The following is a 23,071-nucleotide window of genomic DNA, read 5'->3' on the forward strand; positions in this document are numbered from 1 at the left end:
CGGGCCGGAAACTTACAGCAAATTTCAAATACTGTTGTTATAAACGACTGCCAGCTTCCCCCTCGTTTCCGCTTTGCTCAAACGAGGGGGAGTTGGGGGCAACAGATTATTACATATATTCATTAAATTCATCTATTTCCATTGTCCATTTCTTAATCATATTTTTATGAATGTTGGGACCAAAAATATTGTAAATAAAAAGAGTGATAAATAGTGTTGAAATAAAAATCATCATCGATAAATTAAAATTGATTGCATCCCATTTAATAAGTAAAACACCTGCAAATATAATTGGCATATTAAACCGTGCGTACTTATAACGTGCTTTGAAGATTTGTTTTATTTTGTTGCTTTTTTTTGCAGATTCAATTACCGAATCGATTCCGATATTTAAACTACTGAAAGCTCTATATGTTTTAATATTAATAAAAACAACATAAACTAATATGGACAAAACAAACGCTCCTCCTAAAAAGAATTTCCAATCATAATCCATTGCTATAATATTTGGGGAAATTAAAAGAAGAATTACTAAAGGAAATATTAGCATGTTTTCAATAGTTTTATATTTAAAGAAGTTCAATTTCCGTTTAGGTTTTTTTATCAACTTTTCCTTAATTATTATTGTATTTAACTCTTCAAGTCTATTTAATTTATCGTCAAATTTTCCCCAAAGAGAAACTAATTCTTCGTATTCCATAATACTTTGATTTAAGTGTTTGATAAATCTTTTTTCAATTTTGTCTTAATTCGACTGATTTTTGTTGCCACATTGGTTTTTGTCAATCCTGTTATTTCTGCAATTTCGTCGTATGAATAGCCATCCAGTTGTAATAAAATTATCGCCTTGTCAATATTGTTTAAATGGTTAATTACAGTTTGAAGTTTTTCGTAAACTTCTTTGGATTCAGAATCGTCTATTACATTAGGCATGCAATCACAATATAGAACATGATTGTTTTTTTTAGAAACACGTATCCATGAAACAGCTGTATTAATTGCAATTCGGTAAATCCAAGTGCTTAACTTTGAATTGCCTTTAAAATCAGGATATGCCTTCCATAGATTGACAATTATTTCCTGAAAAAGGTCTTCTTTATCAATATTGTTAATGCAATACAAGTAACTAACTTTGAAAATTAGCTTCTTATGCTCCTCTACTATTTTTAAAAAATCACTTTCTAATTTCTGATTCCCCATAAGAATTCTTAATTGGCCTGATTAAGTATTAATTCAGTGGTATCAAAAAGAACTCTTAACCCCTCTGATATTTTATGTCGGTATGGCCATGAGGTATAATTCAAATCATGGTTATGTCCTTCAAATGTATAACAATGTAAGTTTGTTTTACCTGTTTTATTGTATCTTTTCTCAATATCAAAAACACCTTCAAGAGGTGCATTAGCATCGTCAATGCCTTGAAAAATGTATATTGGTATATCAATTCGAAGCAAGCGTGTTTTATTGGCTTCAAGTGCAAAATGAGCCTTCATCCAATTGCTGGTTACCCTAAAATAGTTATCCCATATCCAGGAATCGTTGCCCTCATCAACCATTTTCATCAGATAGTCGTAAATCGGAACTGTTTTATAGGCAAAATCTTTATAGTCTATTATGCTGTCCTTCTCAAGGTTAAAAGCATCAAACGATGCATTGTTCAGGAGATGGGCTCTTGCCCATGTTGCCAATGTATCAGCAGATTCATATTCTTCCCGGCTAAAAACGTTGTCATTATTTTTATCGAAATATTTGCGAAGGTTTATAATTGAAGCTTTACCTGATAATTGCCATTTTATAATATCGTGGATATTGTCGTTTGCATAGCCAAATAGTAATAAGTCATTAACCTCTACCTTTTTTCTGTCGGCAACCATTGCTGCGATAATTGTTCCTTCACTTGCCCCAAGTAGCGCTATTTTGGTATGTTCAAGTCTCTTATCTCTTTTTAACGCTGAAATAATTGCTTCCACGTCAAGCGTTTCCTGTTGCGGAGTATACTTTTTATATTTTACAGAATCTATTTTATCGAAATACGGAGGCTGACCGCCAATTTCAACTCCACGACGGTTGTACATGAAAAATCCTATTCCTCGTTTATTAAATTCCTGCACTAGTGTCCAATAAATTTTCAATAACTAATACTTAAAGGCAAATTCAAGTTGAGCGGCTTGTTCATATATATCATCAATGTCCCCGGAGGTCAGGAAAAGATCTCTGATGTTCGTTTTGTCTGTCAGTACTCTACTGATCACGCGAAGCACATTGAATGTAGTCCTGCCCAACTGGCAGTCATGCTCGACGATGGCCACCAGACAGTATGTGATAACCGCAACATAAATTTGTATCCTCACGGCATTCTCGGTATTGCCCCAGAAGGATGTGACACGGAGATGTTGCTTTATCCACCGAAAAAACAGCTCCACCTGCCAGCGTTGCTTATACAGCATGGCGATGTCTTTGGCCTTGATGCTGACATTGTTGGTCAGGAAGGTGAACGTTCTTTTAAGGTCAGGAGCATAGTAAACGATCCTTCTCAACACGCAGGGATACTTCTTTTGGGTCTGGTAGCCGGTAAGGCGTATCGTCTGGTCAAGCAAAACGTTGTCCGCTCCATCCAAAAGCTCTTCACCATCAATAACTTCATACTTAAGGTGAGACTTCTGTCGGATGACAAACCAGGAACCGATCGTGTTGAATGTATGCAGCCTTGCGAGGTCATAATATCCCTTGTCAAAAATGTAGAACGCATACGGCTCATAGGGAATCTCATCCATCACATTCACGTCGTGAACTTTTGCTTCCGTAATATGAATGTAAGTCGGTATTTGGGTTACTACGTCAAAGAGTGTGTGAACTTTGATGCCACCCTTGTTCTTTCTAAAGTATGCCCACTTGAACAAGCTCAGGCAAAGATCTATCGTGGTGGAATCGAGCGCATAGAACTTTCCACGCAATTCGAATGGTCTGTTGATTCGCTTGCTTTGAGCAAGATTAATCATGAAAAAGGCAAACTCTTCAAATATCTTGTAGTCCCGGTTCATATTGGCATAGGAAAGATTGCTCAGTTTAATCTCTCCGGTGCCAAATCCGAGATGGTAGCTCTTGCTTTTGATAGCGTCAATTATGCACGCGACCTCTCTGAGGCTGTCACACGAGGCCAATTGCCCATACATCATGACGAGCAATTGGTTCCAGCAGGTGAATGTCTTCACCCATTTGTCTCCGTTATGTCGCTTAACAATCATATCAAAAACTCTCTTTGGCAGGAACTCTACCAGTTGACTGAATACATATTTGCCGCTGTTCATATTTGCCCGGGTTTATTTCCAGGCTGCAAGATGCGAAATGAATTCAAATCGACACGTGGATTATTTGCTTTTAATTGACTATATTATAATAACTTACAAAGGTTTCTAAAAAAATCTTTTGGACACTAGTGAAATTCCTGAGCAAAAAGGTCGAAATAATTAAAGGTTACGTTTCCAAATTCCCTTTTATTCAAATAAGTATTGGGGCCTGTTCCAGGAATAAATATTATACAAAGCGAAACATTTGAACTGTCTTTTGGTAATTCTAATTTTCCTTTGATAATCTCATTGTCCGAAAGTGTGACACTTACTATTTCAGAACTGTAAGCATGGCTACAAGAAATAAAAACAACAAATGCAACAATTATCTTTTTCATACTACTAATTTTTATCTAAAATTCAATTTTCTGTATTAGTCGAATAAAAAATCAAAAAAATCACACACTCATGTTTTTTATAGGTAGGATGCTATTTAAAATTTGTGGACACTTATTTGTCTGTTTACCAAAGCTATCTTATATCTCTTTTTCCGTGGGGATTATGTGTAGCTTTATATCTTATATCTCCAGCATAGAAACTGCCACACCATCCCCAACTTCCATTGAATTTCCGCTATCTTAACATTCCATAAATCTTCGTGCTGTTCATTTCCGGTGGGCCTTCAGGTGTCGTGTTCATTGTTAGTTTTTTGTTTGGTGCCAGAAAGTTACAATAATTCTGAACGAAAATTCATCGATAGTAAAAAATGTTGATAAATTGCTTTTTCGGAGGGTTTGGAGGCATAGGGTGCCAAGTTGGGCGGCAATAAGGCAAACCATGTAACCCGTCTGTCTGGGCTATTTGTGCAGCACGCCTTGAAAACCCGCACCGGCAGTGCTTTACCATAGCGGAATAGTGAGCTGTTCACCATTAGGGTAACGAGGCGTTCACTACCCGGGTAATGAATGCTTCATCATTAGAATAGTGAGACGTTCATCATTAGGCGTGTAACCGGCTTCCTATTAACCCAATGAACCTCCCCACTCCCATACGGATTGAAAATCCGGCGTTAATAAGGTGCGGATGACATATCCGCACCAGCCGCTAACTGCTTCCGACAGATCCGGAGGAGCAGGTTGGCCCATTATTGCAAAGTAAGCCCACATTACCAAAGTTCGCCACTATTTCCCATTGCTTAACGAACCGCCGTATACGTGCCTGAGATTTGAATGTCCGGTGGACATTCGAATCGAAAGGGAGCGAAGCTCGCGTACGTACGGTGGTGTGAGAGGCTCTCCCCGTCAGTGTTCACTGGCGGGGCAGTCTACTCGATTATGCACTGTACATTTTTATCTGTTTATCAATTCAATAGTCTTTAATTGGTTGTTTGTATATTTTTTTCTTTGGCTATCTGATTTATTATCTCTTTAATATCATTTTTTAATGCATAGTCAAATTTTGTCAAATCCAAAGTCACGCTTGGCTATTCCGGAAGCTACCACCCAGTAATCCGGCGTATACCACCCAGGTTGAGTAACTAAATCGAAGAACTTATTTGACTGACAATATTACCGTTTTTTTCTTAAACTCTCACCTTTTAGTTCAAACCGGTGTGCCGTATAGACGATCCTGTCCAGAAAGCTGTCGGCCACGGTGGGTTCGGAAAAGACATCAAACCAACTGGCCACCGGCAACTGGCTGGCAATAATGGTTGACTTTCGGGCATGGCGGTCCTCGATGATTTCCATCAGATCCAGTTGCTGTTGTCCTTCCAGTGGCGATAATCCAAAATCGTCCAGGACAAGCAGCTCTGTTTTGGCCAGTTTGTCAAAAACCCGGGTTATAGTGCCTTCCAGTCGGGCAATCTTTAGTTTCATCATCAGCTTTTGCATATTAAAATACGCTACGCTATAGCCCAGTTCGCACGCTTTCAGTCCCAGGGCCGAGGCCAGTGAACTTTTGCCGACCCCGGTTAGTCCGACAATGATCACGGCCTCCCCGTTCTTGATGTAATCGCCCATGCCCAGCCTTGTCAACAGGGATTTGTCGATTCCCCTTGCCGGGTTGGTGTCGATTTGATCCAGGCTTATCCGGTAACGAAAGCGGGCATTCTTTTCCAGCCGGCTGAACCGGTTCATTTTACGCTGGTCCTGTTCTGCCTGGAGCAGCAGGGCCAGCCCGTCTTCCAGGGAAAGTTCTGTAGTTTTTCTTGTCTCAATTAATGTTTTCCAGCAGGCGGCCATCCCTGACAACCGAAGCCCGCTGAGTTGGGTGATCATTTGATCCATCTTCTTTTCATTTTTGGTTTGTACTCTGATTATTTTCCTTGATTATTGATAGTCTCCCCGGATGTTTCCGTGTTTGGGGAGTTTCTTTATGGTTGAAGGCTTATCCGATGTCATCCTGTTTTCGATTCGCCTGCGAACAAACTGATAACTTGGTATGCCGTTGGCAACGGCCACCCGGCAGGCTTCTTCAAAACAGAAGGGATCGGTTTTGCGTTGAAGGCTCAACAACCCCTCACAGCGTTTGTATAAAACCTCGGGCGTTTCTTCCTTTGCAAACATCATCTTCATCAGGCAGAGCAGGCCATCTGACCGTTTGCGGGCCAGGTCCATGTAGTACCCGGGGCTGCGGTCCATGTAATGCTGATGGGCCGATGGCATGTGCTCCCGCACGAGCGTATATCCGAAACCGATGGTGCGCCGGTGAGTGGCAACCAGCTCTGATTTGCAATAGATCCGCACCAGGGTACGGGTATAAACCACACTGGCCTGTTCCCCGGTGCAGGCGTAAGGAACCGAATAATAGTGTTTGTCCCGTGCCAGGTAAATACAACTGTTTTGCTGCACCCTCAGGCTCGCATAATAACGGATATCAAAACCTGACAGGGGCAAGGCTTTTAACAGTCCTTTTTCATCGGCCAGAAAGTGTTCTTCGCGGCTGTACTCCCGTTGTTGCATCCGGGTCTGGTTATGTTGCAGGATCTTTTCGCTGATCGCCCTGTTCAGGTCGGCCAGGGAAAAAAAGACATGGTTACGCAACCGGGCATACACCCGCTGGTAAACCAGCTTAACCTGGTTCTCCACCAGAGCCTTGTCTTTTGGGGTCCGCACACGCGCAGCCAGCACGGCAAAACCATAGTGGTTGGCAAAATCGTCCATCACCCGGTTAATGTCCGGTTCATACCGGTCGGTTTTGATCACGGCAGCCTTGAGGTTATCACAAACCACAATTTTGGGGACACCACCGAGTGCCTGCAAACAGCAGCCAAGTGCATAAAGAAAATTTTCCGTGTTCTGATGGGAAACAGCCATGGCAAAGCTGTAATCCGAGTAAGGCAGGGTAGCCACGAAAACATACGCTTTTATCGCTTCCCCGGTCTCACGATCAACGTAAGAGAGCGTATCCCCTGCAAAGTCGACAAAAAGTTGCTGCCCGGGCTGGTGGGTCAGCACCGCGGAAGATTTACGGGCTACACGCAACTGGTTTAAATGAAAGCAGAACTGGGAGTAGCTGTACCCCTGCAGGTGCTTTTCACGGTATTCCTGCCAAAGCAGTTTGATGGTCACGTGCCTGCGTTTGAGTTCTCCTTCAAGATAAGGGAGCATTTGTTTCAGCTCATTAAAGCGATCTTCCAGGTAGGCCGGGTTTCCGGCATGAAAACGGCCTTCCAGCACCGGATCATCCAGGGTAAGAAGCTCTCCGATATCCAGTTTCCCGGATGCTATTTTTTGCATGTAGTTGTTGACCGTCCCTTTGTAAATGCCGAGTTCTTTTCCGATCTGACGGTTGGACAGCCCGCTCTGATGAAGCCTCAAAATTTGTTTTAACTGACTCATAAGTATTACTTTTCTTGCCATAATCCGTGTGCTTGATTGGTTTTATAAGCACACAAAGTACTCGAAAAGTTACTCAGGGAAACCAGGTTAGTGGGTGCATATGCTCCGGATTCTGTCAGAACCCGCCAACGGGATGCCACGAAAAAATATCCACCTGTCTGCCATTGGATTAGCGGCCCATTTTTGGGTGGTCATGCTCCGGAATCCGTGCCGTTTTCTCCCGTTTTCGGATAACTTGCACCCACTGGGTGGTTATGCTCCGGAACCGGTCTGGCCGGGGCAGCGTGATTCCTTCAAAATCACATTTTACAACCTAAAATGCCCCAAACAACCCCGTTTTTGGGTGCATATCCGCCGGAATGTCATGTTTTTTCCTTTTGAAAAACGTTCATTTCCTCTGGATTCTTTCTAAATTACTGGGTGGTTGTGCTCCGGATTATCCACACGCTGGTACTATCAGCATTTTTAATGTGATATTTATTGAGTCTATAATCAATTGTTTTTATAGAATTCCAATAGATGTTTTGCTCTTTATTTCTTATCCCAGGTTTAATCGAAATACGTTCATTGTCAATCAACACAAATGCTTTCCCAAAAAGGCTCGCTATTGAGAATCCAAATCCTTCCAATGTATGAACTACTCCATTAAGAGCGAAAACACCAGTATATAACCAGTCAAATGGTCTAATAATCAGGTCATCCATGATTCTATCTGCAACCCAAACAATTGAAATCACAAAAAATAATATTCCAAGAATTATCCTAAAAGTAGACTTTTCCTCTTTTTTTAATAAATCCTTTTTAAATTCCATAAGATATTGATATTGAAGTTTGTGTCTTTTTTTTGTATAGTGCATAACGGTTGTAAGCTCTGGAAAAAGTTTAAAAATATAAATAAACTTTACATAGCGGCAAAACAACAAGTGTGTATTTTCCCGGAGGGTGTAAGTCCCTTATGCACCGGGGTAACGCCCGGAAGCATTAGCAAGTGGCAAGGTGGTTTGGGGTGACCCATGCACTGAAGGTTATTTGCGATTGATTAAAGAGCAAATACCACGGCAAAATCCGGTACTGACGAACAGTGAATGGAGTGCAGTTTTACGATAGTAAAACCAAATGTCCGGTGGACATTTGACGGAATGAAAAGCGGAAGCGGTGTGATATGAGGCTATGAAACGAGGATAAGCAAACACATCATTGTAACGTCCGAAGAATATCAAAATCGTTTTGTAGTAGATGCTGCAGGAATTGGAGGAAGGGAAAAGCTTTTACCAGGGGATACCTTGGCAGCCACGGGTTTGGTTAAGCCAAGGAGTCAGCAGAGGCCATATTAGTTGTTGGTAACGAGCCGATGAATAAAGCGGAGGTCTCACAAAGCAATGAAGGGCTGAACGTTGAACAGTTGCAAATACCGAACGGAGTATCAACCAGCCGTCGGCAAGCGCAACAGGAAAGAGAAAGGGGAACAAGAGTTGGACTATTTTGGAAAGTAAGAAAATGTATGCAAACCATTGACGCTATTTTGAGTGCCGGAAACCTTACAGAAGCGAGCCGCGAGGTGATCCGCAACAAAGGGGCAGCCGGAGTGGATGCCATGAACGTAAAAGAGCTGAGACCGTATCTGGATAAACACAGGGACGAACTAACAGCACTGATACGCCAAGGCGAATACTGCCCGCAACCCATACGGGGCAAGGAAATACCGAAGGGCAGCAAAAAGAAGCGATTGTTGGGAATCTACTCGATTGTGCGTTCGTGCTTTATTTCTTTTTTAATTTATAAATCATAAAGGTACTTGTCTTTTCATCGAAATTACTATAAGAATAGTCTCCATACATTTCGATAATCTCTAATTCGGTCGACTTAATCATTTTTCTTAATTCCAAATCAGTTATTGGTTTAAAATTAATCTCCAAAAACCTTTTCTCAATCATTGTATTATTAGAATCGTAAATTTCAAAAAGTTGAAATCCAGAAACTATTTTCTCAGTTTCAATGTATTGATTTACATAACTAATCATCAAATGTTTGTCATCTTTAAATGGATAATTTCCCATAATCCTTGGAATTCCATCTGCTACTTTCAGTCTTGTTTTAGGGTTTTGAAGTGTCAAAATGAAAACGCCATCATCCTCAAGATGTAAAGAGATTGATTGTAATGCTTTAGTCTGTAAATCTGTTGATAGTATTTCTGAAATTGAATGAAAAGGTAAAATTATCAGTCCGAATTTTTTATCTAAATTCAAATCTGTTACATCCATTTGATGTAAACTGACATTATAGTTGTTCCTTTCAATCTTTTTTGCAAATGAATCAAGCATGCCTTTTGAATAGTCGATACATATCATTCGTCTTCCAGAATCAAGTAACGGAATAGAAACTCGTCCTGTACCACACATTAATTCCAATATTTCACCTTTATAATCTTCTGTCTCTTTAAGAAAAAATGGAATATCAAAATCCACATTAACGTAGAAATCGTAAATATCAGCTACTTTATCAAATTTTATGGCTTCTTTCATGGTATTGTCTTTCCTTAGCATGACACACAACGGACGGAACTATATGCAGTTGGGGATTGCGGGCTTCGTCCCTGTCGAACCGCACCGCCGTTGTTGCGGGCTGCGGACTTCGTTGTCCGCACCGAAACCCCAATTGACATATAGTTTTTGTTGAACTAAATCCGCCTACGCGGATAGCTGTTTTAAAAGTACCCGATTCTTTCAGAACTTCGAGATTTTTAACCATTAAAATTTCTGAATATGAGAAAGAAATCGGGTTTAACTATCGTTGAGCAGGCAATTGTGCTTGTTCCTGAGTTTGAAAAAGTTGTCCGCAAGCTGGAGCAACAGGTTACTTTACGCGGACAAAGCAAAAGTACATTAAATAATTACATCCGCCGCATCGCCCTGTTTGTGGTCCATTTCGGGAAATTGCCCGAGCAGATCGATCCCGAAGAGATCAACGAGTACCTGGCAGCTTTGGCCCGCGATCCCCGCTCGCCTTCGCGCAGCAGTTTCAAGCACATGGTGTACGGCTTGCGCTACTACTACCGCCTGCTGGGATTGAACAAAAATGCCATTGCCCTGCCTTCGCTGAAAGGGAATACCAAACTGCCGGTTATCCTGAACCAGCAGGAGCTTAAAGAGCTTTTTACCGCGCCAACGCTTTTGAAACAACGGGTGGTGCTCACGCTGATCTATTCGGCCGGACTGCGCGGTCAGGAAGTAATCAACCTGAAAATCTCTGATGTGGATTTTGAACGTCGCACCATCCACATCCGCCAGAGTAAGTATAAAAAAGACCGCATCGTGCCATTGGGCGACAGCATGGCCGTGGGGCTGAAAAAGTACCTCAAAGCCGAAAACCCGCACATCTGGCTGTTTAACGGCAAAGAACCTGACGGCCGTTACAGTGTCCGGGGTTTATCCTGGGTGATGCGCGAAAACCTGAAAAAAACTTCCATTACCAAAGAGGTGAACCTGCATTCGCTTCGTCACTCCTACGCCACACATCTTTTGGAACAGGGACTGAACATTGTCACCCTGAAAGAACTGCTGGGCCATGCCGACATTACCACCACCATGATTTACCTGCACGTGGCCCAATGCACGCTGATCAAACCTCACAGCCCGCTGGATACGCTTTATGACTTTCCCAGGAAAAAGAAGAAGAAAAACACCGGTTCACCGAAAAATGAAGACAACCTTTGAACTGGCCGATGTAGTCCGTTTGTTCGGCGCTGAACTGGCTGCCAAAACAACGCTTACTCCATTGCAACTGAAAGTGCTGGATAAGATAGCTGTTTGCCGTACTGCCATGCTGGGAGGTCACGAAGAAGCCTGTGAAAACTGCGGAACCGTTCGCTACAGTTACAACAGTTGCGGCAACCGTCATTGTCCCAAATGCCAGGCTGCCAAACAGGCCTTCTGGATTGATGATCTGGTGCAAAATACCTTGCCGGTAAAACATTACCACCTGGTATTTACCGTGCCGCACCACCTGAATGCTGTTTGCCTGCATAACCAAAGGATGTATTACGACCTGCTTTTTTCGGCTGTTTGGCAAACCCTCCGCTCGTTTGGCTACTCGCATTTTGGTGTTGAAACCGGGGCGGTGGCCGTGCTGCACAGCTGGGGACAAAACCTTTCGCTGCATCCGCATATCCATTGCCTGGTTCCCGCTGCCGGGCATACCCTTGACGGACGGTGGAAAAACATCGGGCATTCGGGCACTTACCTTTACCCGGTACATCAACTAAGCAGTGCCTTTAAAGGCAGGTTCCTGGACAGCCTTAAACGGACTTTACAAAAACAAGACGAGCTTTCCCTCTTTAGCAGCCAGATAAAGCAGGCTTATCAAACAAAATGGGTGGTTCACTGCGAACCTTCGCTGGCAAACGCTGAGCACGTGGTCAGGTACCTGGGCCAATACACGCACCGGGTAGCCATTACCAACCAGCGCATTGTGAACATTGCCGGTGGCAAAGTGACCTTCCTGGCAAAGGATTATCGTGACAGGGCCATTAAAAAGCCTGTTACCCTGGATGGGGTTGAGTTCCTGCGGCGCTTCACACAACACATCCTGCCCCGAAGGTTTGTCAGGATCCGGCGCTTCGGTATTTACAACCACACCGTAAAGCGCAATCTCAAACTGCAATTTGTTTCCGAAGAAAAGCCGGACATTGACTCGGTAATCGAACGGCAACAACCGCCGGAAACCAACGTGGAACGTTTTGCCAGGCTGACAGGCGTAAATCCCTGTCTTTGCCCGGTATGCAAAACCGGAAGGATGGTAACCATCCGGGAACTGCCACGGATACGTTCACCGGCTTGGGGACAGATGGAGCAATCATTAAGGCGGTCATAATCACTAAATCACGTTACGCTCCCGGCGTATCCGGGAGAGGTATGCCCCCATACCGGCAAAAACACAAAAAAAGCAGGGCTTAAACATCACCTCGCTGATGCAAACTGAACTGAAAAGCACAAAAACCTGCAACATGTCAATGAACGGCGGGCTCTTTCCTGCCCATTCTATCTGTGAAATCCAATAAAAACCTTCAATAAGTGCATAGACCTCAGCCCGGCGGGTGTCGTTCAACCGGGAACAATCGCTGGGCGCTGCACGCCGCTCATGTTCCTATTTATTAAATCACGTTACGCTCCCGGCGTATCCGGGAGAGGTATGCCCCCATACCGGCAAAAACACAAAAAAAGCAGGGCTTAAACATCAAGTCGCTGATGCAAACTGAACTGAAAAGCACAAAAACCTGCAACATGTCAATGAACGTCGGGCTCTTTCCTGCCCATTCTATCTGTGAAATCCAATAAAAACCTTCAATAAGTGCATAGCCCTCAGCCCGGCGGGTGTAGTTCAACCGGGAACAATCGCTGGGCGCTGCACGCCGCTCATGTTCCTATTTATTATAGGCCGGTTTTCCTTTTGTCATTGTCACTGAGTCAATTCGTTTTTTGTAATCCAGAGGTCTAGTCCAGTCGTGTCACTAAGACTTTTATACATTACGATGTCTCCAAGATATTTCAGTCTCATGGTGTCAAACTTTTGAATTACTCCAAATTTATGATAGCCATTTTTGTGTCTGAACTTACCATTATATTTAAAAAAAATCGTGTCTCCTTTTAGCTCATAATTACCTTTTAACTCTGTCACTCCAAAACACACAATTCTCTCCGTAAACTTGTTATTCTCTTTCAGTTTTAGAGTTGTCATGCAGTTTGCAGCACCTTCTCTTTCTGCTACCAACAAGTCCTTGCCTTGTAGTTTGTCGAAGTTAATTAGTCCATTTGGTTTTAAAAGAGTCACTGTCAAAACGCCCAACAATGTCCCAATAATTACAAGTCGTTGTTTTTCTATAAATTTCTCTCTAAAAGCGAAGAAAAATTGTCGCAAAAGGAGAAAGACAAGTATCAAATAGACTATTACAAGCAAAAACAATACAGGAAATGCAAAAAAACCAAGTTTGCCTTCCCAAAAGTAAGTTGTGTTTATTATTAGAAAGAAAAGAATTGTCGTTATGAATAGTCCTTTTTGTTTCACGGTGTCACTCTCTAAACTGGCCTATAACGTCTGTGTAAATTTATATGAAATATATTTCCGTTTTGTCGGATGGAAAGTGAAATATATTCTTCCAAATCCGGAAAGTATCGTTATATGTTGGGTTATTGTTCGGGTAAGCTTACGGGAGCAGTCAGGCTGTATCATTTGCTTCGTTTTTTTTTACGGTTTACAAATTACAATAAATTGTTTTAACAACTGCATGGAATTGGGAAAAGTTTATGTCAATAAAACCGGAGTTTCGTATCCTTTAATGGCGTGAGCGGGTCGGGACTTGAAAACCCGCACCGGCAGGGGCCAATTCCGGAAAAATTACGTTTATACCCGCATACGCGTGGAAGCAACTCTCCGCAGGCATCGGCGTAAATTTTCATAAGTATGAAAGTATATCTCCATACGTATGGAATTACCACTTACAGTGTGTAAAAATTTACTTCCATACGTACGCAGGTTTCGCTGCACAGGTATGCGGATTTCGCTGCGCGCGTCTGCGGATCTTGCTGCGCGCGTGTGCGGCAAAAACCGGTCATGAACACATTTAATGGCGCCTAACCAACCGATCTGTTGCCGCACAACTGGAAGGCATCAAAAAATGGTCAAAAAAGTTCAACTGATTCAGACAATGGTCAGGGGCGTTCAGAAAAATCAGCAAGTCTATACCAATTTTAGAACAGATTCCAAAAAAGTCCAACCTATGTCGGAATGTTTTTGGAATTTTTAAAACAACGATAAAAAATACAGGACTTTGTCGCCCGTACCTGACCGATTGCTTACCACCAACCTGGCCCGGTGCGAAGATCACGTTCCAAATGATGAATCATGCACCAGCCTAATCCTGCACAAACGATAGAGTTCTTACCGCTAATATTTTCACAAAAATATCACCTGGTTCATCTTATACCTTGCCTTTCTCAAACTTAAACAGACTGTCTTTATTGACCACCTCAACCACGTTGATGGTGGGTAAATGGTACTTATTAAAGCTGGTGTTTTCGGTTTTGGCATGGAGAATCCCACGAGTCGTGCCAACAGCGATGGTTGCCAGATGCCTTAACAAGTCCGCAGGAGCGGTTAATTCTGTTTGATCATCGCTTAGCATAGCATTCCAGTCTTCGGGTTTGATTTTAAAATGACAACCACCTTCAACAATCAAAAACGGCTTTCCTTCGACCTGAAAAGCAAAATTTGTAAAAACACCGATCATCTTACCTTTCTCTTCGGCCGAAAAACGGAATTGCAGAGCTATGCCAACTTCTTTTCCTTCGTGTGGCAGGTTATCTTCGAGGGCTGCAAATTGTTCGGTCGTAATTTTTGCCAAAGCAAAACCAATCATCGTTTTTTTAGTATCCATCGGTTCCGTTTGGTTGATATTCTGGTTCAAATTCAAAATAGTCTGTCAGTTGTATGGTCTTTTTCATGCTTACCTGCGCATTGCGGCTGCAAACACGGTCATCCGAAGCTGGTTCTACGTTCTTAACCTTTGCGCTTACAACACCGGAAACTTCTACCAATTGAATGCCAAGCACTTCTTCAATTTTAGAAATAGTTTCCAATGTGAGATTCTCTTTACCCTTCACCACTTTATTGATGTATTGCGGCGTCACGCCCATTTTTTCGGCCAATACTTTTTGGGTCATTCCGTTCACTGGTTTTTGCGCTCGTATTTCACGAAGAATACGAACGGCAATCTGGAAAGAACGTCTTCTCCAGGCTTTATTTTCTTGTCGGGTTTTTGCCTCCTCCAACCAACTGGATGTTTCTTTCGATTCCAGTTGCCTTAATTTATTTAATGCTGATGTCATAGTTTCAAGATTCTAATAATTCAATTGTATTATCATCAATACCATTCTCGATTAAAAATTTACGGACAGCTTCCATTTTGCCAAGCTCCCGTTTGGTGTGTTCACGCTCTTGCATGGTCCTGGTGAGCTTTATTGCTCCACCTGTAATTATATAGACGTTTGATTCGATACGTAACGCATAAATTCTAAGCCAATCTTGTTTAGCTTTACTTTTATTTAGAGGAACAACTTGAATTTGAGAATTGTGCAATGGCCTAAATATTTTATCGAGTCCACTTTTGACTCTTTTGCGTGATTGCGTTGAAAGCTCACGCAAGCGTTCTTCAAAAATTTCAGCATAATCATAGGTTTCAAAGATTGCACTGTTTACATTAATATCTCCCCAATAGCCACTGGTCAGGTCACCATAGTGGGTGTCGAAAAATTCTTCCAGATATTCTGCATCTTGCCATAGTTCAAATAATCTTGCAAATTCATCCTTTTCTTCTTCAGGATACTTTATGGCTTTTAATTGTGTGCCAAATATAGGGACTATTTTCATATAATCAACCTACAGGTTTATTTTTAACGTTACTAATCCGAATTTGTTTATCAATGCAACCAATTTTTTACACTGCGGAGCGGATTTCGAAGAGCGTCAGTGTCCGGTAGGACATGACGGTCAAGAAAGGAGCTGCGGCAACGAATACCACTAACCCCGCCCTGCAATATGTCCTTTGTTGAACTAAATCCCTGCGGGATAGCTGTTTCAAAAGCACTTTCAATATATTCATTTATTCTGGTAAAAATGTATTTCATCCTCATCAATTATTTCAAATCGCTTTCTCCTCAAAACTTTCAATATATCACAAGCAAATGCTTATTTTTATACCGGTCTTGCCTTCCGGCAGAATTATTTGTAAATTCAATAATCGACTGAACTTCAACTTATAACAAACAAAAACCGTCGTTAAGTACATAGAGAAAAATCCTGCAAAATAAACCGGCTTGTAGTTCAACCGGGAACAATCGCTGGGCGCTGCACGCAGCTCATATTGCTATTTATTAAGTGCCCGGCTTTTATCATTTTTTGTATCCATTACTTTCAATTTTTACTGCAATATTTGTTTTGAGTCTGCGTCGGAGCTGGAAAGCTTTTTGGCAAAATTTGGTTTTAGCGTTGGCTTTGTGCATTTTACCAATGTACCTAAAAATGAAGATGTTGAGTATGTCGGGACTATCATCATTCTCCTTTTATTCGTTTTACTTCCTTGTCAAAGTCCGATTCGTAGTCTTCATCCTGAATTACCCTGAACTTTTCAAATTCTTTTGTCGCCAGTTCCTTTGCAATTTCAGCCGAAATCGACCCGGCATTTTTTAAAACTGAATAATCGTTAAATTGTAAAAATGCATCCAGTTTTTCCACCCAGTCTTTCATTGTCATCGGAATTTGCCGGGCTGCCTGATTTTCTGCATAGTCCAAATACATGGTCACAATCCGGTTGAGTTCGTCAATTTCCTTTTTGTTCAGGTAATTTTTTGCAACCGAAACATCCGATTTTAAAACTTTTCCTTTTGGCGAATTTTTCCAGGTTGTTAATCCCATGTTTGGTAATTCTGCTTTTGCCCTCGAAGAAATTATTTCGGCAGCAGTTTGTCCGCTAATGGCCCAGTGCATTTTATTTTGCACGGTTTTATAAAATAATTGCGTGATTTCCGATTTGGGTTGGTAATCAATACTGCATTCGGCGTAAATGTCTGTAATTTTCTGGTAGAATCGTCGTTCGCTTGCCCTGATTTCCCGAATTCGTTCGAGCAATTCATCGAAATAATCTTTACCAAAAAGTTTTTTCCCTTGTTTCAAACGCTCGTCGTCGAGCACAAAGCCTTTAATAATAAACTCTTTTAAAGTTTTTGTCGCCCAAATCCTGAATTGTGTTGCCTGATGCGAATTTACCCGGTAACCTACCGAAATAATGGCGTCGAGATTATAAAATTCAAGATTGCGGGTTACCTCTCTTTTACCTTCATTTTGAACTGTCCGGATTTTCCGGACAGTTGTTTCACGTTGCAATTCGTTCGATTTGTATATGTTTCCCAAATGCTCGCTAATGGTTTTTTTTGAAACCCCGAACAATTCGCCCATTGCACGCTGAGTTAGCCAAACAGTTTCGTCCTGTAGGATTACCTCAATCTTAATTTCTCCCTGCGGAGTACTGTAAAATATGATTTCTGAATTTGCCATATTGTGTAACGTTTATTCGAAATTCCGGTTAAAAAAGCCGGGTTGAACACGATCAGGGTTACGAATGCGAATCAATCAGCGGTCGGCAAGCGACCCGGCACGCGTTACAAAAGCGCGCCAGCGGGGGAAGGAGATTTTCTGGACCCTCCTCAACTTGAGGACGCAAATTGCGACCTCAAGATTGACCACTCATCCGTGTTCAATTCAAACATGAAATCAGATGGGAAACGACTAATATTCCTACGAACAGCTTCTTTTAGTCTTTTAGTCTCAACTTCATACAATTCGGCCAAATCGAAGTCCAACATGACCTGCTGGCTCCTGATCTCATGAATTTTGCTTTGAATAACCTGTAACTCCATCATTTAAATTTGCTGTTGTTTCCGGTACCTGTACAATATAAGCCAGCCTTGGTTTCCTTCCCCTCCAGCCGCTCCAACCGGGAACAATCGCTGGGCGCTGCACGCCGCTCATGTTCCTATTTATTAGGCAACGTTATTTTTTTGTTTTTGTCATTTTTTAAGTCTAGTAATATCAAGTCTTTGTCTTGTATAAAGAGGACGAGATTGCAATCACTTGACCAGTCAACGGCTCGTCCAATTATGTTGTAATATTTTGTTGTTCTTGTTTTAATGTCGAACAATACAAATTTGTCCAAAAGAGAATAACCTAATAGATTATTATTTGAAGACCAAATTGAACTAGAAATTAAATCAACGTTTTCAATTAAGATACTGTCTTTACTTTGCATCAAGTCAGATAAATGCAATGATGCTTTTGGAAAGTTTGAATTGTCTGAGAATGTGGAATGTGTAAAAAGAAAATATTTACTGTCCGGAGACCACGAACTAATTGTTGTGTTTTTCTTAGGTAGTTTTAGTTTAATTTGTTTTTTGTCCTTTATCGAATAAACGAACGGCGTACCTAATGGCATTTGTTTGTAGGCGATATAGTTTCCTTCTTGAGATATCTTTGGAAAAGTAAAATTGTAGTTCTGTTTTGAAATATTGGTCACTTTGTTTTCTCCCAGCTTTCTCATTAGAACAGCAGGCTCTCGTCCATTTATTGATGGAATATAGTAGCTTGTTTGGCTTGTTCTGTCAAACTCAAGCAGGAACTCATTTGATTGAGAAGCTCCATTGGCAGTCAAAGTGTGTTTGTCAATGTCTAAAATGTATTGTTGTGAAAATCCATTTAGTTTTGATAAAAATAGTATCTGGTTGTTATTTATCCAGTTTATTGAAGTTTTGTATTGAAGTTCGATATTCAGGTCTGAAGAATTGGTTTCTCTACTCACAGAATCGTTATCGATATGATAAATGAAAATATCCTCCACACTGCCTAAAAAAGCGATAAAAGCAATTTTATCTCCATCAGGAGAAAATTTTCCATCACGAATCTTAGTTATCTGAGAATAACAAAGGTTTCCAAATAGGATTAGTAATATTAACAGACTGAATTTCATTGTTTTTATAATGTTGCCTAACGGATTGCAATATGACCAGTGGCGGAATGCGGGCGACATCCCTGTCTGCCTGCCCATTCTATCTGTGAAATCCAATAAAAACCTTCAATAAGTGCATAGACCTCAGCCCGGCGGGTGTTGTTCAACCGGGAACAATCGCTGGGCGCTGCACGCCGCTCATGTTCCTATTTATTGCCAGCAGTTTTTATTGTTTCTTAGTTCTTATCCAATCCTTAATTAATCCATTTTTACGACCATCACATTCGTCTATAATTTCTTTAAATCTCAAAGTATCTCCAATTATTTCATACTGATATTTTCCTTCAGAAACACATGCTGCACCACCAATATCTGTAATTGTAATTTCATTACCATTTAATTCATAATATCCCCAAACATCAATCTCAGAGTCTTTATAAAAATCCGTTTGTATTTTGTTGTCTGGGAAAAAAGTTCGTGTTACAACTCTATTCCCATTTTTTTGTTGCCAAACTCCTACAAGGGAGTTGTTGTCTAAATCAGTTTTTAATAGGCTATCTCTTTTGTTAGCACCCCAACCATTATTCAATGCTACTTCTAAAAAGGAATTAATACAAGTATTATCTTTAGCATATTTTAAGTATCCTAATTTCAATAATTCAGCTGCCATGTCAACAATTTTTTCATTGTCCGGGTGATGTGAAGATACATTTGACAGAATAATTACAGCACATTTAGAAGAAACGTCCATAAAACAAGCTGAACGATATCCATCCAATCCTCCGTCATGGAAGTACCACTTACAATGAGCTCCGCCGAAATTTGTAATCTGCCAACCAACCGCCATACCTGCATTGCCCCATCGATAAGTCTCTTGCCTTTGGTAATCCAAGATTTTATCTTCGGTAAAATTCGCCCGAACAAACTTTGATAAATCAGAAGCTGTTGAAAAAACACCTCCAGAAAATTTATAGATACCTAAATCCACATAGGGTAATATTTGACCTAATGAGTCTCTTCCTATAACAAGAGATTCCTTAATTCTATGATAATCAGTTGTAGTGTTTTTTAATTCATATTCAGAACAAATTTTTTGTTGTAATAAATCTTCGTATTGAGTTTTTTGAATATACTCAATTAGGAAGCCAATTGTTGTATATCCAAGATTAGAATACAGGTATTCTTCTCCGGGTTTACCCGAAAGAATTAGTTTGTTTTGAAGATAGTCTTTCAATTTTCTGGCATCATACAAGCTGCCGTTTTTATTGTTCTCTATAATCGCTATATAATCAGAGGGCATTCTTGGAAATCCAGAAGTATGATTTAACAAAGTTTTAAAAGTTACTTCACTATTATCATAATTAGATGTGTTAAGCTTAAATGGTAAAAAATCCTCTATCGGTTCATCCAGACTTAAGGTACTATCAATCAAAAGGTGTGATAGCAATGTAGCAGTAAACACTTTTGATATTGAAGCAATTTCAAAAACGGAATCCTTATTATTTACTTTAATCAGACTATCACCTTGTTTTATAAAACCAATATAGGAAACGTCATTATCATTTAAGATAGCCATTGACAATTGAGTTCCATCAGGAAAAGAGTCGCAATAGTCAATTATAATTTTTTTTTCATCTTCGGTTAATAATTTACTCTTATCAATTTGTTTTGTACAACCAAGAACAAAAAAGCTCATTATTATTAGCAAAACATGTCTCATTTGGCACTTCGTTTTAAATTGCTGGCAACGTCTGTGTAAATTTATATGAAATATATTTCCGTTTTGTCGGATGGAAAGTGAAATATATTCTTCCAAATCCGGAAAGTATCGTTATATGTTGGATTATTGTTCGGGTAAGCTTACGGGAGCAGTCAGGCTGTATCATTTGCTTCGTTTTTTTTTTACGGTTTACAAATTACAATAAATTGTTTTAACAACTGCATGGAATTGGGAAAAGTTTATGTCAATAAAACCGGAGTTTCGTATCCTTTAATGGCGTGAGCGGGTCGGGACTTGAAAACCCGCACCGGCAGGGGCCAATTCCGGAAAAATTACGTTTATACCCGCATACGCGTGGAAGCAACTCTCCGCAGGCATCGGCGTAAATTTTCATAAGTATGAAAGTATATCTCCATACGTATGGAATTACCACTTACAGTGTGTAAAAATTTACTTCCATACGTACGCAGGTTTCGTTGCTTAGGTATGCGGGTTCTGCTACGTACGTCTGTAGATTTTGCTGCATATGTAATCCAGCTTCCTATTAACCCAATGAACCTCCCCACTCCCATGCGGATTAAAAATCCGGCGTTAATAAGGACCGGATGACATATCCGGTCCAGCGGGTAAATCCTGTCCGGAAGGACATATAAGCGGTAATGCTTTCTTCAGAACTGCTGTCCTCCGGCCGGACGGGCCCTTCCTTTTTCAATCGGTAAAAAGGAAGCAAAAATCTTGTCAAAACGAACCCTCAGCCGGGCGTTTTGACGGCCTGCCCGCCGCTTCGGTCAGCATTGGCTCTAAATGGTGGCGTCTTCGCCGGCCTTAGATCTAAACCTTTTAAGGAATAAAACAGCCTCCCGGACGGGGCTTTCCACTCACAACCTCCCATTAGGCTGATAGACTCCCTCCCATTAGGCTGATAGGCTCTCTATCACTAGGCTGATAGGCACACTATCATTAGGCTGAGAGTCTGTCTCACACGGTGAAGGAGGTATGCCTGTACCGGAAAACCTGCAAAACCTGTTGGTTTACTCCGGCGTATACCGGGTCATCCCGCTTAAAACCAAACTTCGGATCATGAAAACCCGGAAAAACAGCCTCGGGGATTCTCGAAAAAACGGATTGAAAACACTATACTCAAACAACTAATCGGCAGGTAGTTGAAGCAGACAAGGTTTAGTTCAACATACCCTCCAATACAAAGCGTATGCAAGCAACGCTTTATTAGAGGATAAGTGTTATGCACTGCCTTTTATACTATTCCTTTTTCTCTAAATTCTAACATTAGTTCTCTAAATGATTCAGATACTTCTGATTTAAACCTAATTTGCAAAATGCCCTGAAAATCACTGAACACATCTGTCCCTTCTTTAAGGAGCAGTAATACATTTTTTCTTGTCAATTTTGCTGAAAACCAACCTAATTCATATATCACGTTTGGCCTGGTTATCGCCACTGGAAGGACAACAGCAACTGGATTTGATGGAAATCATCGAGGACCGCCATGCCCGAAAATCAACCATTATTGCCAGCCAATTGCCGGTGGCCAGCTGGTTTGATGTCTTTTCCGAACCCACCGTGGCCGACAGCTTTCTGGACAGGATCGTGTACACGGCACACCGGTTTGAACTAAAAGGTGAGAGTTTAAGAAAAAAACGGTAATATTGTCAGTCAAATAAGTTCTTCGATTTAGTTACTCAACCTGGGTGGTATACGCCGGATTACTGGGTGGTAGCTTCCGGAATATCCAGCTAGCGGAATCATTAACACGGTCATAATCTTTAAATCACGTTACGCTCCCGGCGTATCCGGGAGAGGTATGCCCCCATACCGGCAAAAACACAAAAAAAGCAGGGCTTAAACATCAAGTCGCTGATGCAAACTGAACTGAAAAGCACAAAAACCTGCAACATGTCAATGAACGGCGGGCTGTTTCCTGCCCATTCTATCTGTGAAATCCAATAAAAACCTTCAATAAGTGCATAGACCTCAGCCCGGCGGGTGTAGTTCAACACCGGCTCATCGCTGGGCGCTGCACGCCGCTCATGTTCCTACTTATTGGCACCAGTGTATTATTTATTTTTTGTTTTATATAAAGTTCCTTTCTGGTTTACTTTATTATAATCAAATAACCGCTTCTCAACTTGTCGAGCAGTTAAATTTGTCTCATGTGAAATTTTCCTAATAATCTTAACGTAAGTCCACCATTGTTCTAAAGTAAATCCTTGTCCTCTCTCATTGTTTGATACTAATCCTGCATTATAAAGTTCTTTCCATACCCTAATATCTATCACTGGAAATATAGTTTTATCATAAAACATTAACAAAGCTGAAGCTGCAGGATAACTCACTCCCATCAATGAAGTCAAGATGTGGATCTTTAATTTATCATTTTGAGTTCCAAATGCAAGTTTGGTTATATCTATAAAATCCAATTCACTATTTGATTCGTATCTTATCAATGGCCTTGGAGACTTCCATTTTAGAATTCTTATAGCTTTATCTTTATCTAAAAATCCCAATTGTTTTATATCACCGACAATATCAAATAAATCAAGAGTTGTTTTATCCTCTTTGTCGGGCATATTTTTTATAATCTCATAAATGCTCATTGTTGTCGTTTCTTACATTGGTGCGTAAAGTAGAGCCTGACAGCCCATTCTCATTTTGC

Annotated in this window: 24 protein-coding genes; 5 read left to right on the forward strand and 19 right to left on the reverse strand. The window is 41.0% G+C overall.

Annotated elements, in window-relative coordinates:
• Window positions 1-109: 109 nt before the first annotated feature.
• The 7 genes from ACOIT5_RS09060 to istA form a co-directional block, all read right to left on the reverse strand.
• Window positions 110-700 carry a hypothetical protein gene (locus tag ACOIT5_RS09060; protein WP_423130146.1) on the reverse strand — a complete coding sequence of 197 codons (591 nt, stop codon included), beginning with the start codon at window positions 698-700 and terminating at the stop codon, window positions 110-112.
• Between the two features lie 11 nt (window positions 701-711).
• Complete coding sequence (locus tag ACOIT5_RS09065; RefSeq protein ID WP_423130147.1) at window positions 712-1,200, reverse strand: RNA polymerase sigma factor; 489 nt, start codon at window positions 1,198-1,200, stop codon at window positions 712-714.
• An 8-nt stretch (window positions 1,201-1,208) separates the two neighbouring features.
• Window positions 1,209-2,075: a hypothetical protein gene (locus ACOIT5_RS09070; protein WP_423130148.1), complete on the reverse strand. Its 867-nt coding sequence runs from the start codon at window positions 2,073-2,075 to the stop codon at window positions 1,209-1,211.
• Window positions 2,076-2,135: 60 nt separating this feature from the next.
• Window positions 2,136-3,308, reverse strand: a complete 1,173-nt coding sequence (locus ACOIT5_RS09075; RefSeq protein WP_423126501.1) for an IS4 family transposase — start codon at window positions 3,306-3,308, stop codon at window positions 2,136-2,138.
• A 125-nt stretch (window positions 3,309-3,433) separates the two neighbouring features.
• Window positions 3,434-3,685 carry a hypothetical protein gene (locus ACOIT5_RS09080; protein WP_423130149.1) on the reverse strand — a complete coding sequence of 84 codons (252 nt, stop codon included), beginning with the start codon at window positions 3,683-3,685 and terminating at the stop codon, window positions 3,434-3,436.
• A gap of 1,170 nt (window positions 3,686-4,855) precedes the next feature.
• Complete coding sequence (istB, locus tag ACOIT5_RS09085; protein WP_423127130.1) at window positions 4,856-5,575, reverse strand: IS21-like element helper ATPase IstB; 720 nt, start codon at window positions 5,573-5,575, stop codon at window positions 4,856-4,858.
• A 42-nt stretch (window positions 5,576-5,617) separates the two neighbouring features.
• The gene (istA, locus tag ACOIT5_RS09090; protein WP_423128030.1) at window positions 5,618-7,129 is read right to left on the reverse strand and encodes an IS21 family transposase; all 1,512 of its coding nucleotides are present in this window, start codon (window positions 7,127-7,129) and stop codon (window positions 5,618-5,620) included.
• A gap of 133 nt (window positions 7,130-7,262) precedes the next feature.
• Between istA and ACOIT5_RS09095 the strand changes: the two genes are divergently transcribed.
• Entirely contained in the window at window positions 7,263-7,541 is a 279-nt protein-coding gene (locus tag ACOIT5_RS09095) for a hypothetical protein (RefSeq protein WP_423126726.1), read from the forward strand.
• Window position 7,542: 1 nt separating this feature from the next.
• On the opposite strand, the gene ACOIT5_RS09100 is transcribed toward ACOIT5_RS09095, so the two are convergent.
• Entirely contained in the window at window positions 7,543-7,941 is a 399-nt protein-coding gene (locus tag ACOIT5_RS09100; protein ID WP_423130150.1) for a hypothetical protein, read from the reverse strand.
• Window positions 7,942-8,480: 539 nt separating this feature from the next.
• Between ACOIT5_RS09100 and ACOIT5_RS09105 the strand changes: the two genes are divergently transcribed.
• Complete coding sequence (locus tag ACOIT5_RS09105) at window positions 8,481-8,918, forward strand: hypothetical protein (protein WP_423130151.1); 438 nt, start codon at window positions 8,481-8,483, stop codon at window positions 8,916-8,918.
• On the opposite strand, the gene ACOIT5_RS09110 is transcribed toward ACOIT5_RS09105, so the two are convergent.
• On the reverse strand, window positions 8,890-9,651 hold the full coding sequence (locus ACOIT5_RS09110) for a class I SAM-dependent DNA methyltransferase (RefSeq protein ID WP_423130152.1): 762 nt from the start codon (window positions 9,649-9,651) through the stop codon (window positions 8,890-8,892). The genes ACOIT5_RS09105 and ACOIT5_RS09110 overlap by 29 nt on opposite strands.
• Window positions 9,652-9,891: 240 nt before the next feature.
• On the opposite strand from ACOIT5_RS09110, the gene ACOIT5_RS09115 reads away from it, so the two are divergent.
• Together ACOIT5_RS09115 and ACOIT5_RS09120 are read left to right on the forward strand one after the other, a co-directional pair.
• Complete coding sequence (locus ACOIT5_RS09115) at window positions 9,892-10,842, forward strand: tyrosine-type recombinase/integrase (protein ID WP_423127384.1); 951 nt, start codon at window positions 9,892-9,894, stop codon at window positions 10,840-10,842.
• Window positions 10,826-11,998: an IS91 family transposase gene (locus ACOIT5_RS09120; RefSeq protein WP_423127385.1), complete on the forward strand. Its 1,173-nt coding sequence runs from the start codon at window positions 10,826-10,828 to the stop codon at window positions 11,996-11,998. Before ACOIT5_RS09115 ends, ACOIT5_RS09120 begins: the two co-directional genes overlap by 17 nt.
• Window positions 11,999-12,583: 585 nt before the next feature.
• On the opposite strand, the gene ACOIT5_RS09125 is transcribed toward ACOIT5_RS09120, so the two are convergent.
• The 9 genes from ACOIT5_RS09125 to ACOIT5_RS09165 all read right to left on the reverse strand — a co-directional run bounded on the left by ACOIT5_RS09125 (window position 12,584) and on the right by ACOIT5_RS09165 (window position 21,856).
• Window positions 12,584-13,189, reverse strand: a complete 606-nt coding sequence (locus tag ACOIT5_RS09125; protein WP_423130153.1) for a hypothetical protein — start codon at window positions 13,187-13,189, stop codon at window positions 12,584-12,586.
• Between the two features lie 913 nt (window positions 13,190-14,102).
• A complete protein-coding gene (locus ACOIT5_RS09130; protein WP_423130154.1) occupies window positions 14,103-14,558 on the reverse strand; it encodes a hypothetical protein in 456 nt (151 codons plus the stop codon).
• Window positions 14,548-15,009, reverse strand: coding sequence for a helix-turn-helix domain-containing protein (locus ACOIT5_RS09135; RefSeq protein ID WP_423130155.1), 462 nt, complete (start codon window positions 15,007-15,009; stop codon window positions 14,548-14,550). Before ACOIT5_RS09135 ends, ACOIT5_RS09130 begins: the two co-directional genes overlap by 11 nt.
• A gap of 4 nt (window positions 15,010-15,013) precedes the next feature.
• Entirely contained in the window at window positions 15,014-15,550 is a 537-nt protein-coding gene (locus tag ACOIT5_RS09140; protein ID WP_423130156.1) for a hypothetical protein, read from the reverse strand.
• A gap of 681 nt (window positions 15,551-16,231) precedes the next feature.
• A complete protein-coding gene (locus ACOIT5_RS09145) occupies window positions 16,232-17,233 on the reverse strand; it encodes a virulence RhuM family protein (RefSeq protein ID WP_423130157.1) in 1,002 nt (333 codons plus the stop codon).
• Window positions 17,234-17,382: 149 nt separating this feature from the next.
• Entirely contained in the window at window positions 17,383-17,598 is a 216-nt protein-coding gene (locus tag ACOIT5_RS09150) for an ORF6N domain-containing protein (protein WP_423130158.1), read from the reverse strand.
• A gap of 113 nt (window positions 17,599-17,711) precedes the next feature.
• Window positions 17,712-18,698, reverse strand: coding sequence for a hypothetical protein (locus tag ACOIT5_RS09155; RefSeq protein WP_423130159.1), 987 nt, complete (start codon window positions 18,696-18,698; stop codon window positions 17,712-17,714).
• 205 nt (window positions 18,699-18,903) lie between these two features.
• Window positions 18,904-20,397: a serine hydrolase domain-containing protein gene (locus ACOIT5_RS09160; RefSeq protein WP_423130160.1), complete on the reverse strand. Its 1,494-nt coding sequence runs from the start codon at window positions 20,395-20,397 to the stop codon at window positions 18,904-18,906.
• 1,255 nt (window positions 20,398-21,652) lie between these two features.
• Window positions 21,653-21,856 (reverse strand): TIR domain-containing protein, encoded by a 204-nt coding sequence (locus tag ACOIT5_RS09165; RefSeq protein ID WP_423130161.1) that lies wholly within the window; start codon window positions 21,854-21,856, stop codon window positions 21,653-21,655.
• Between ACOIT5_RS09165 and ACOIT5_RS09170 the strand changes: the two genes are divergently transcribed.
• A complete protein-coding gene (locus ACOIT5_RS09170) occupies window positions 21,796-22,062 on the forward strand; it encodes an ATP-binding protein (RefSeq protein WP_423130162.1) in 267 nt (88 codons plus the stop codon). The two genes, ACOIT5_RS09165 and ACOIT5_RS09170, sit on opposite strands and share 61 nt — an antisense overlap.
• Before the next feature lie 410 nt (window positions 22,063-22,472).
• On the opposite strand, the gene ACOIT5_RS09175 is transcribed toward ACOIT5_RS09170, so the two are convergent.
• Window positions 22,473-23,012: a hypothetical protein gene (locus ACOIT5_RS09175; RefSeq protein WP_423130163.1), complete on the reverse strand. Its 540-nt coding sequence runs from the start codon at window positions 23,010-23,012 to the stop codon at window positions 22,473-22,475.
• Between the last annotated feature and the right edge of the window lie 59 nt (window positions 23,013-23,071).

The sequence above is a fragment of the Gaoshiqia hydrogeniformans genome (genome assembly GCF_049347105.1).
Classification (GTDB): Bacteria; Bacteroidota; Bacteroidia; order Bacteroidales; family Prolixibacteraceae; genus Gaoshiqia; species Gaoshiqia hydrogeniformans.

Bases quoted from the DNA above. Each gene is read 5' to 3' on its own strand.
- ACOIT5_RS09060 (WP_423130146.1), bottom strand. From the start codon at position 700: ATGGAATACGAAGAATTAGTTTCTCTTTGGGGAAAATTTGACGATAAA.
- ACOIT5_RS09065 (WP_423130147.1), bottom strand. From the start codon at position 1,200: ATGGGGAATCAGAAATTAGAAAGTGATTTTTTAAAAATAGTAGAGGAG.
- ACOIT5_RS09070 (WP_423130148.1), bottom strand. From the start codon at position 2,075: ATGTACAACCGTCGTGGAGTTGAAATTGGCGGTCAGCCTCCGTATTTC.
- ACOIT5_RS09075 (WP_423126501.1), bottom strand. From the start codon at position 3,308: ATGAACAGCGGCAAATATGTATTCAGTCAACTGGTAGAGTTCCTGCCA.
- ACOIT5_RS09080 (WP_423130149.1), bottom strand. From the start codon at position 3,685: ATGAAAAAGATAATTGTTGCATTTGTTGTTTTTATTTCTTGTAGCCAT.
- istB (WP_423127130.1), bottom strand. From the start codon at position 5,575: ATGGATCAAATGATCACCCAACTCAGCGGGCTTCGGTTGTCAGGGATG.
- istA (WP_423128030.1), bottom strand. From the start codon at position 7,129: ATGAGTCAGTTAAAACAAATTTTGAGGCTTCATCAGAGCGGGCTGTCC.
- ACOIT5_RS09095 (WP_423126726.1), top strand. From the start codon at position 7,263: ATGCCACGAAAAAATATCCACCTGTCTGCCATTGGATTAGCGGCCCAT.
- ACOIT5_RS09100 (WP_423130150.1), bottom strand. From the start codon at position 7,941: ATGGAATTTAAAAAGGATTTATTAAAAAAAGAGGAAAAGTCTACTTTT.
- ACOIT5_RS09105 (WP_423130151.1), top strand. From the start codon at position 8,481: ATGAATAAAGCGGAGGTCTCACAAAGCAATGAAGGGCTGAACGTTGAA.
- ACOIT5_RS09110 (WP_423130152.1), bottom strand. From the start codon at position 9,651: ATGAAAGAAGCCATAAAATTTGATAAAGTAGCTGATATTTACGATTTC.
- ACOIT5_RS09115 (WP_423127384.1), top strand. From the start codon at position 9,892: ATGAGAAAGAAATCGGGTTTAACTATCGTTGAGCAGGCAATTGTGCTT.
- ACOIT5_RS09120 (WP_423127385.1), top strand. From the start codon at position 10,826: ATGAAGACAACCTTTGAACTGGCCGATGTAGTCCGTTTGTTCGGCGCT.
- ACOIT5_RS09130 (WP_423130154.1), bottom strand. From the start codon at position 14,558: ATGGATACTAAAAAAACGATGATTGGTTTTGCTTTGGCAAAAATTACG.
- ACOIT5_RS09135 (WP_423130155.1), bottom strand. From the start codon at position 15,009: ATGACATCAGCATTAAATAAATTAAGGCAACTGGAATCGAAAGAAACA.
- ACOIT5_RS09140 (WP_423130156.1), bottom strand. From the start codon at position 15,550: ATGAAAATAGTCCCTATATTTGGCACACAATTAAAAGCCATAAAGTAT.
- ACOIT5_RS09145 (WP_423130157.1), bottom strand. From the start codon at position 17,233: ATGGCAAATTCAGAAATCATATTTTACAGTACTCCGCAGGGAGAAATT.
- ACOIT5_RS09150 (WP_423130158.1), bottom strand. From the start codon at position 17,598: ATGATGGAGTTACAGGTTATTCAAAGCAAAATTCATGAGATCAGGAGC.
- ACOIT5_RS09155 (WP_423130159.1), bottom strand. From the start codon at position 18,698: ATGAAATTCAGTCTGTTAATATTACTAATCCTATTTGGAAACCTTTGT.
- ACOIT5_RS09160 (WP_423130160.1), bottom strand. From the start codon at position 20,397: ATGAGACATGTTTTGCTAATAATAATGAGCTTTTTTGTTCTTGGTTGT.
- ACOIT5_RS09175 (WP_423130163.1), bottom strand. From the start codon at position 23,012: ATGAGCATTTATGAGATTATAAAAAATATGCCCGACAAAGAGGATAAA.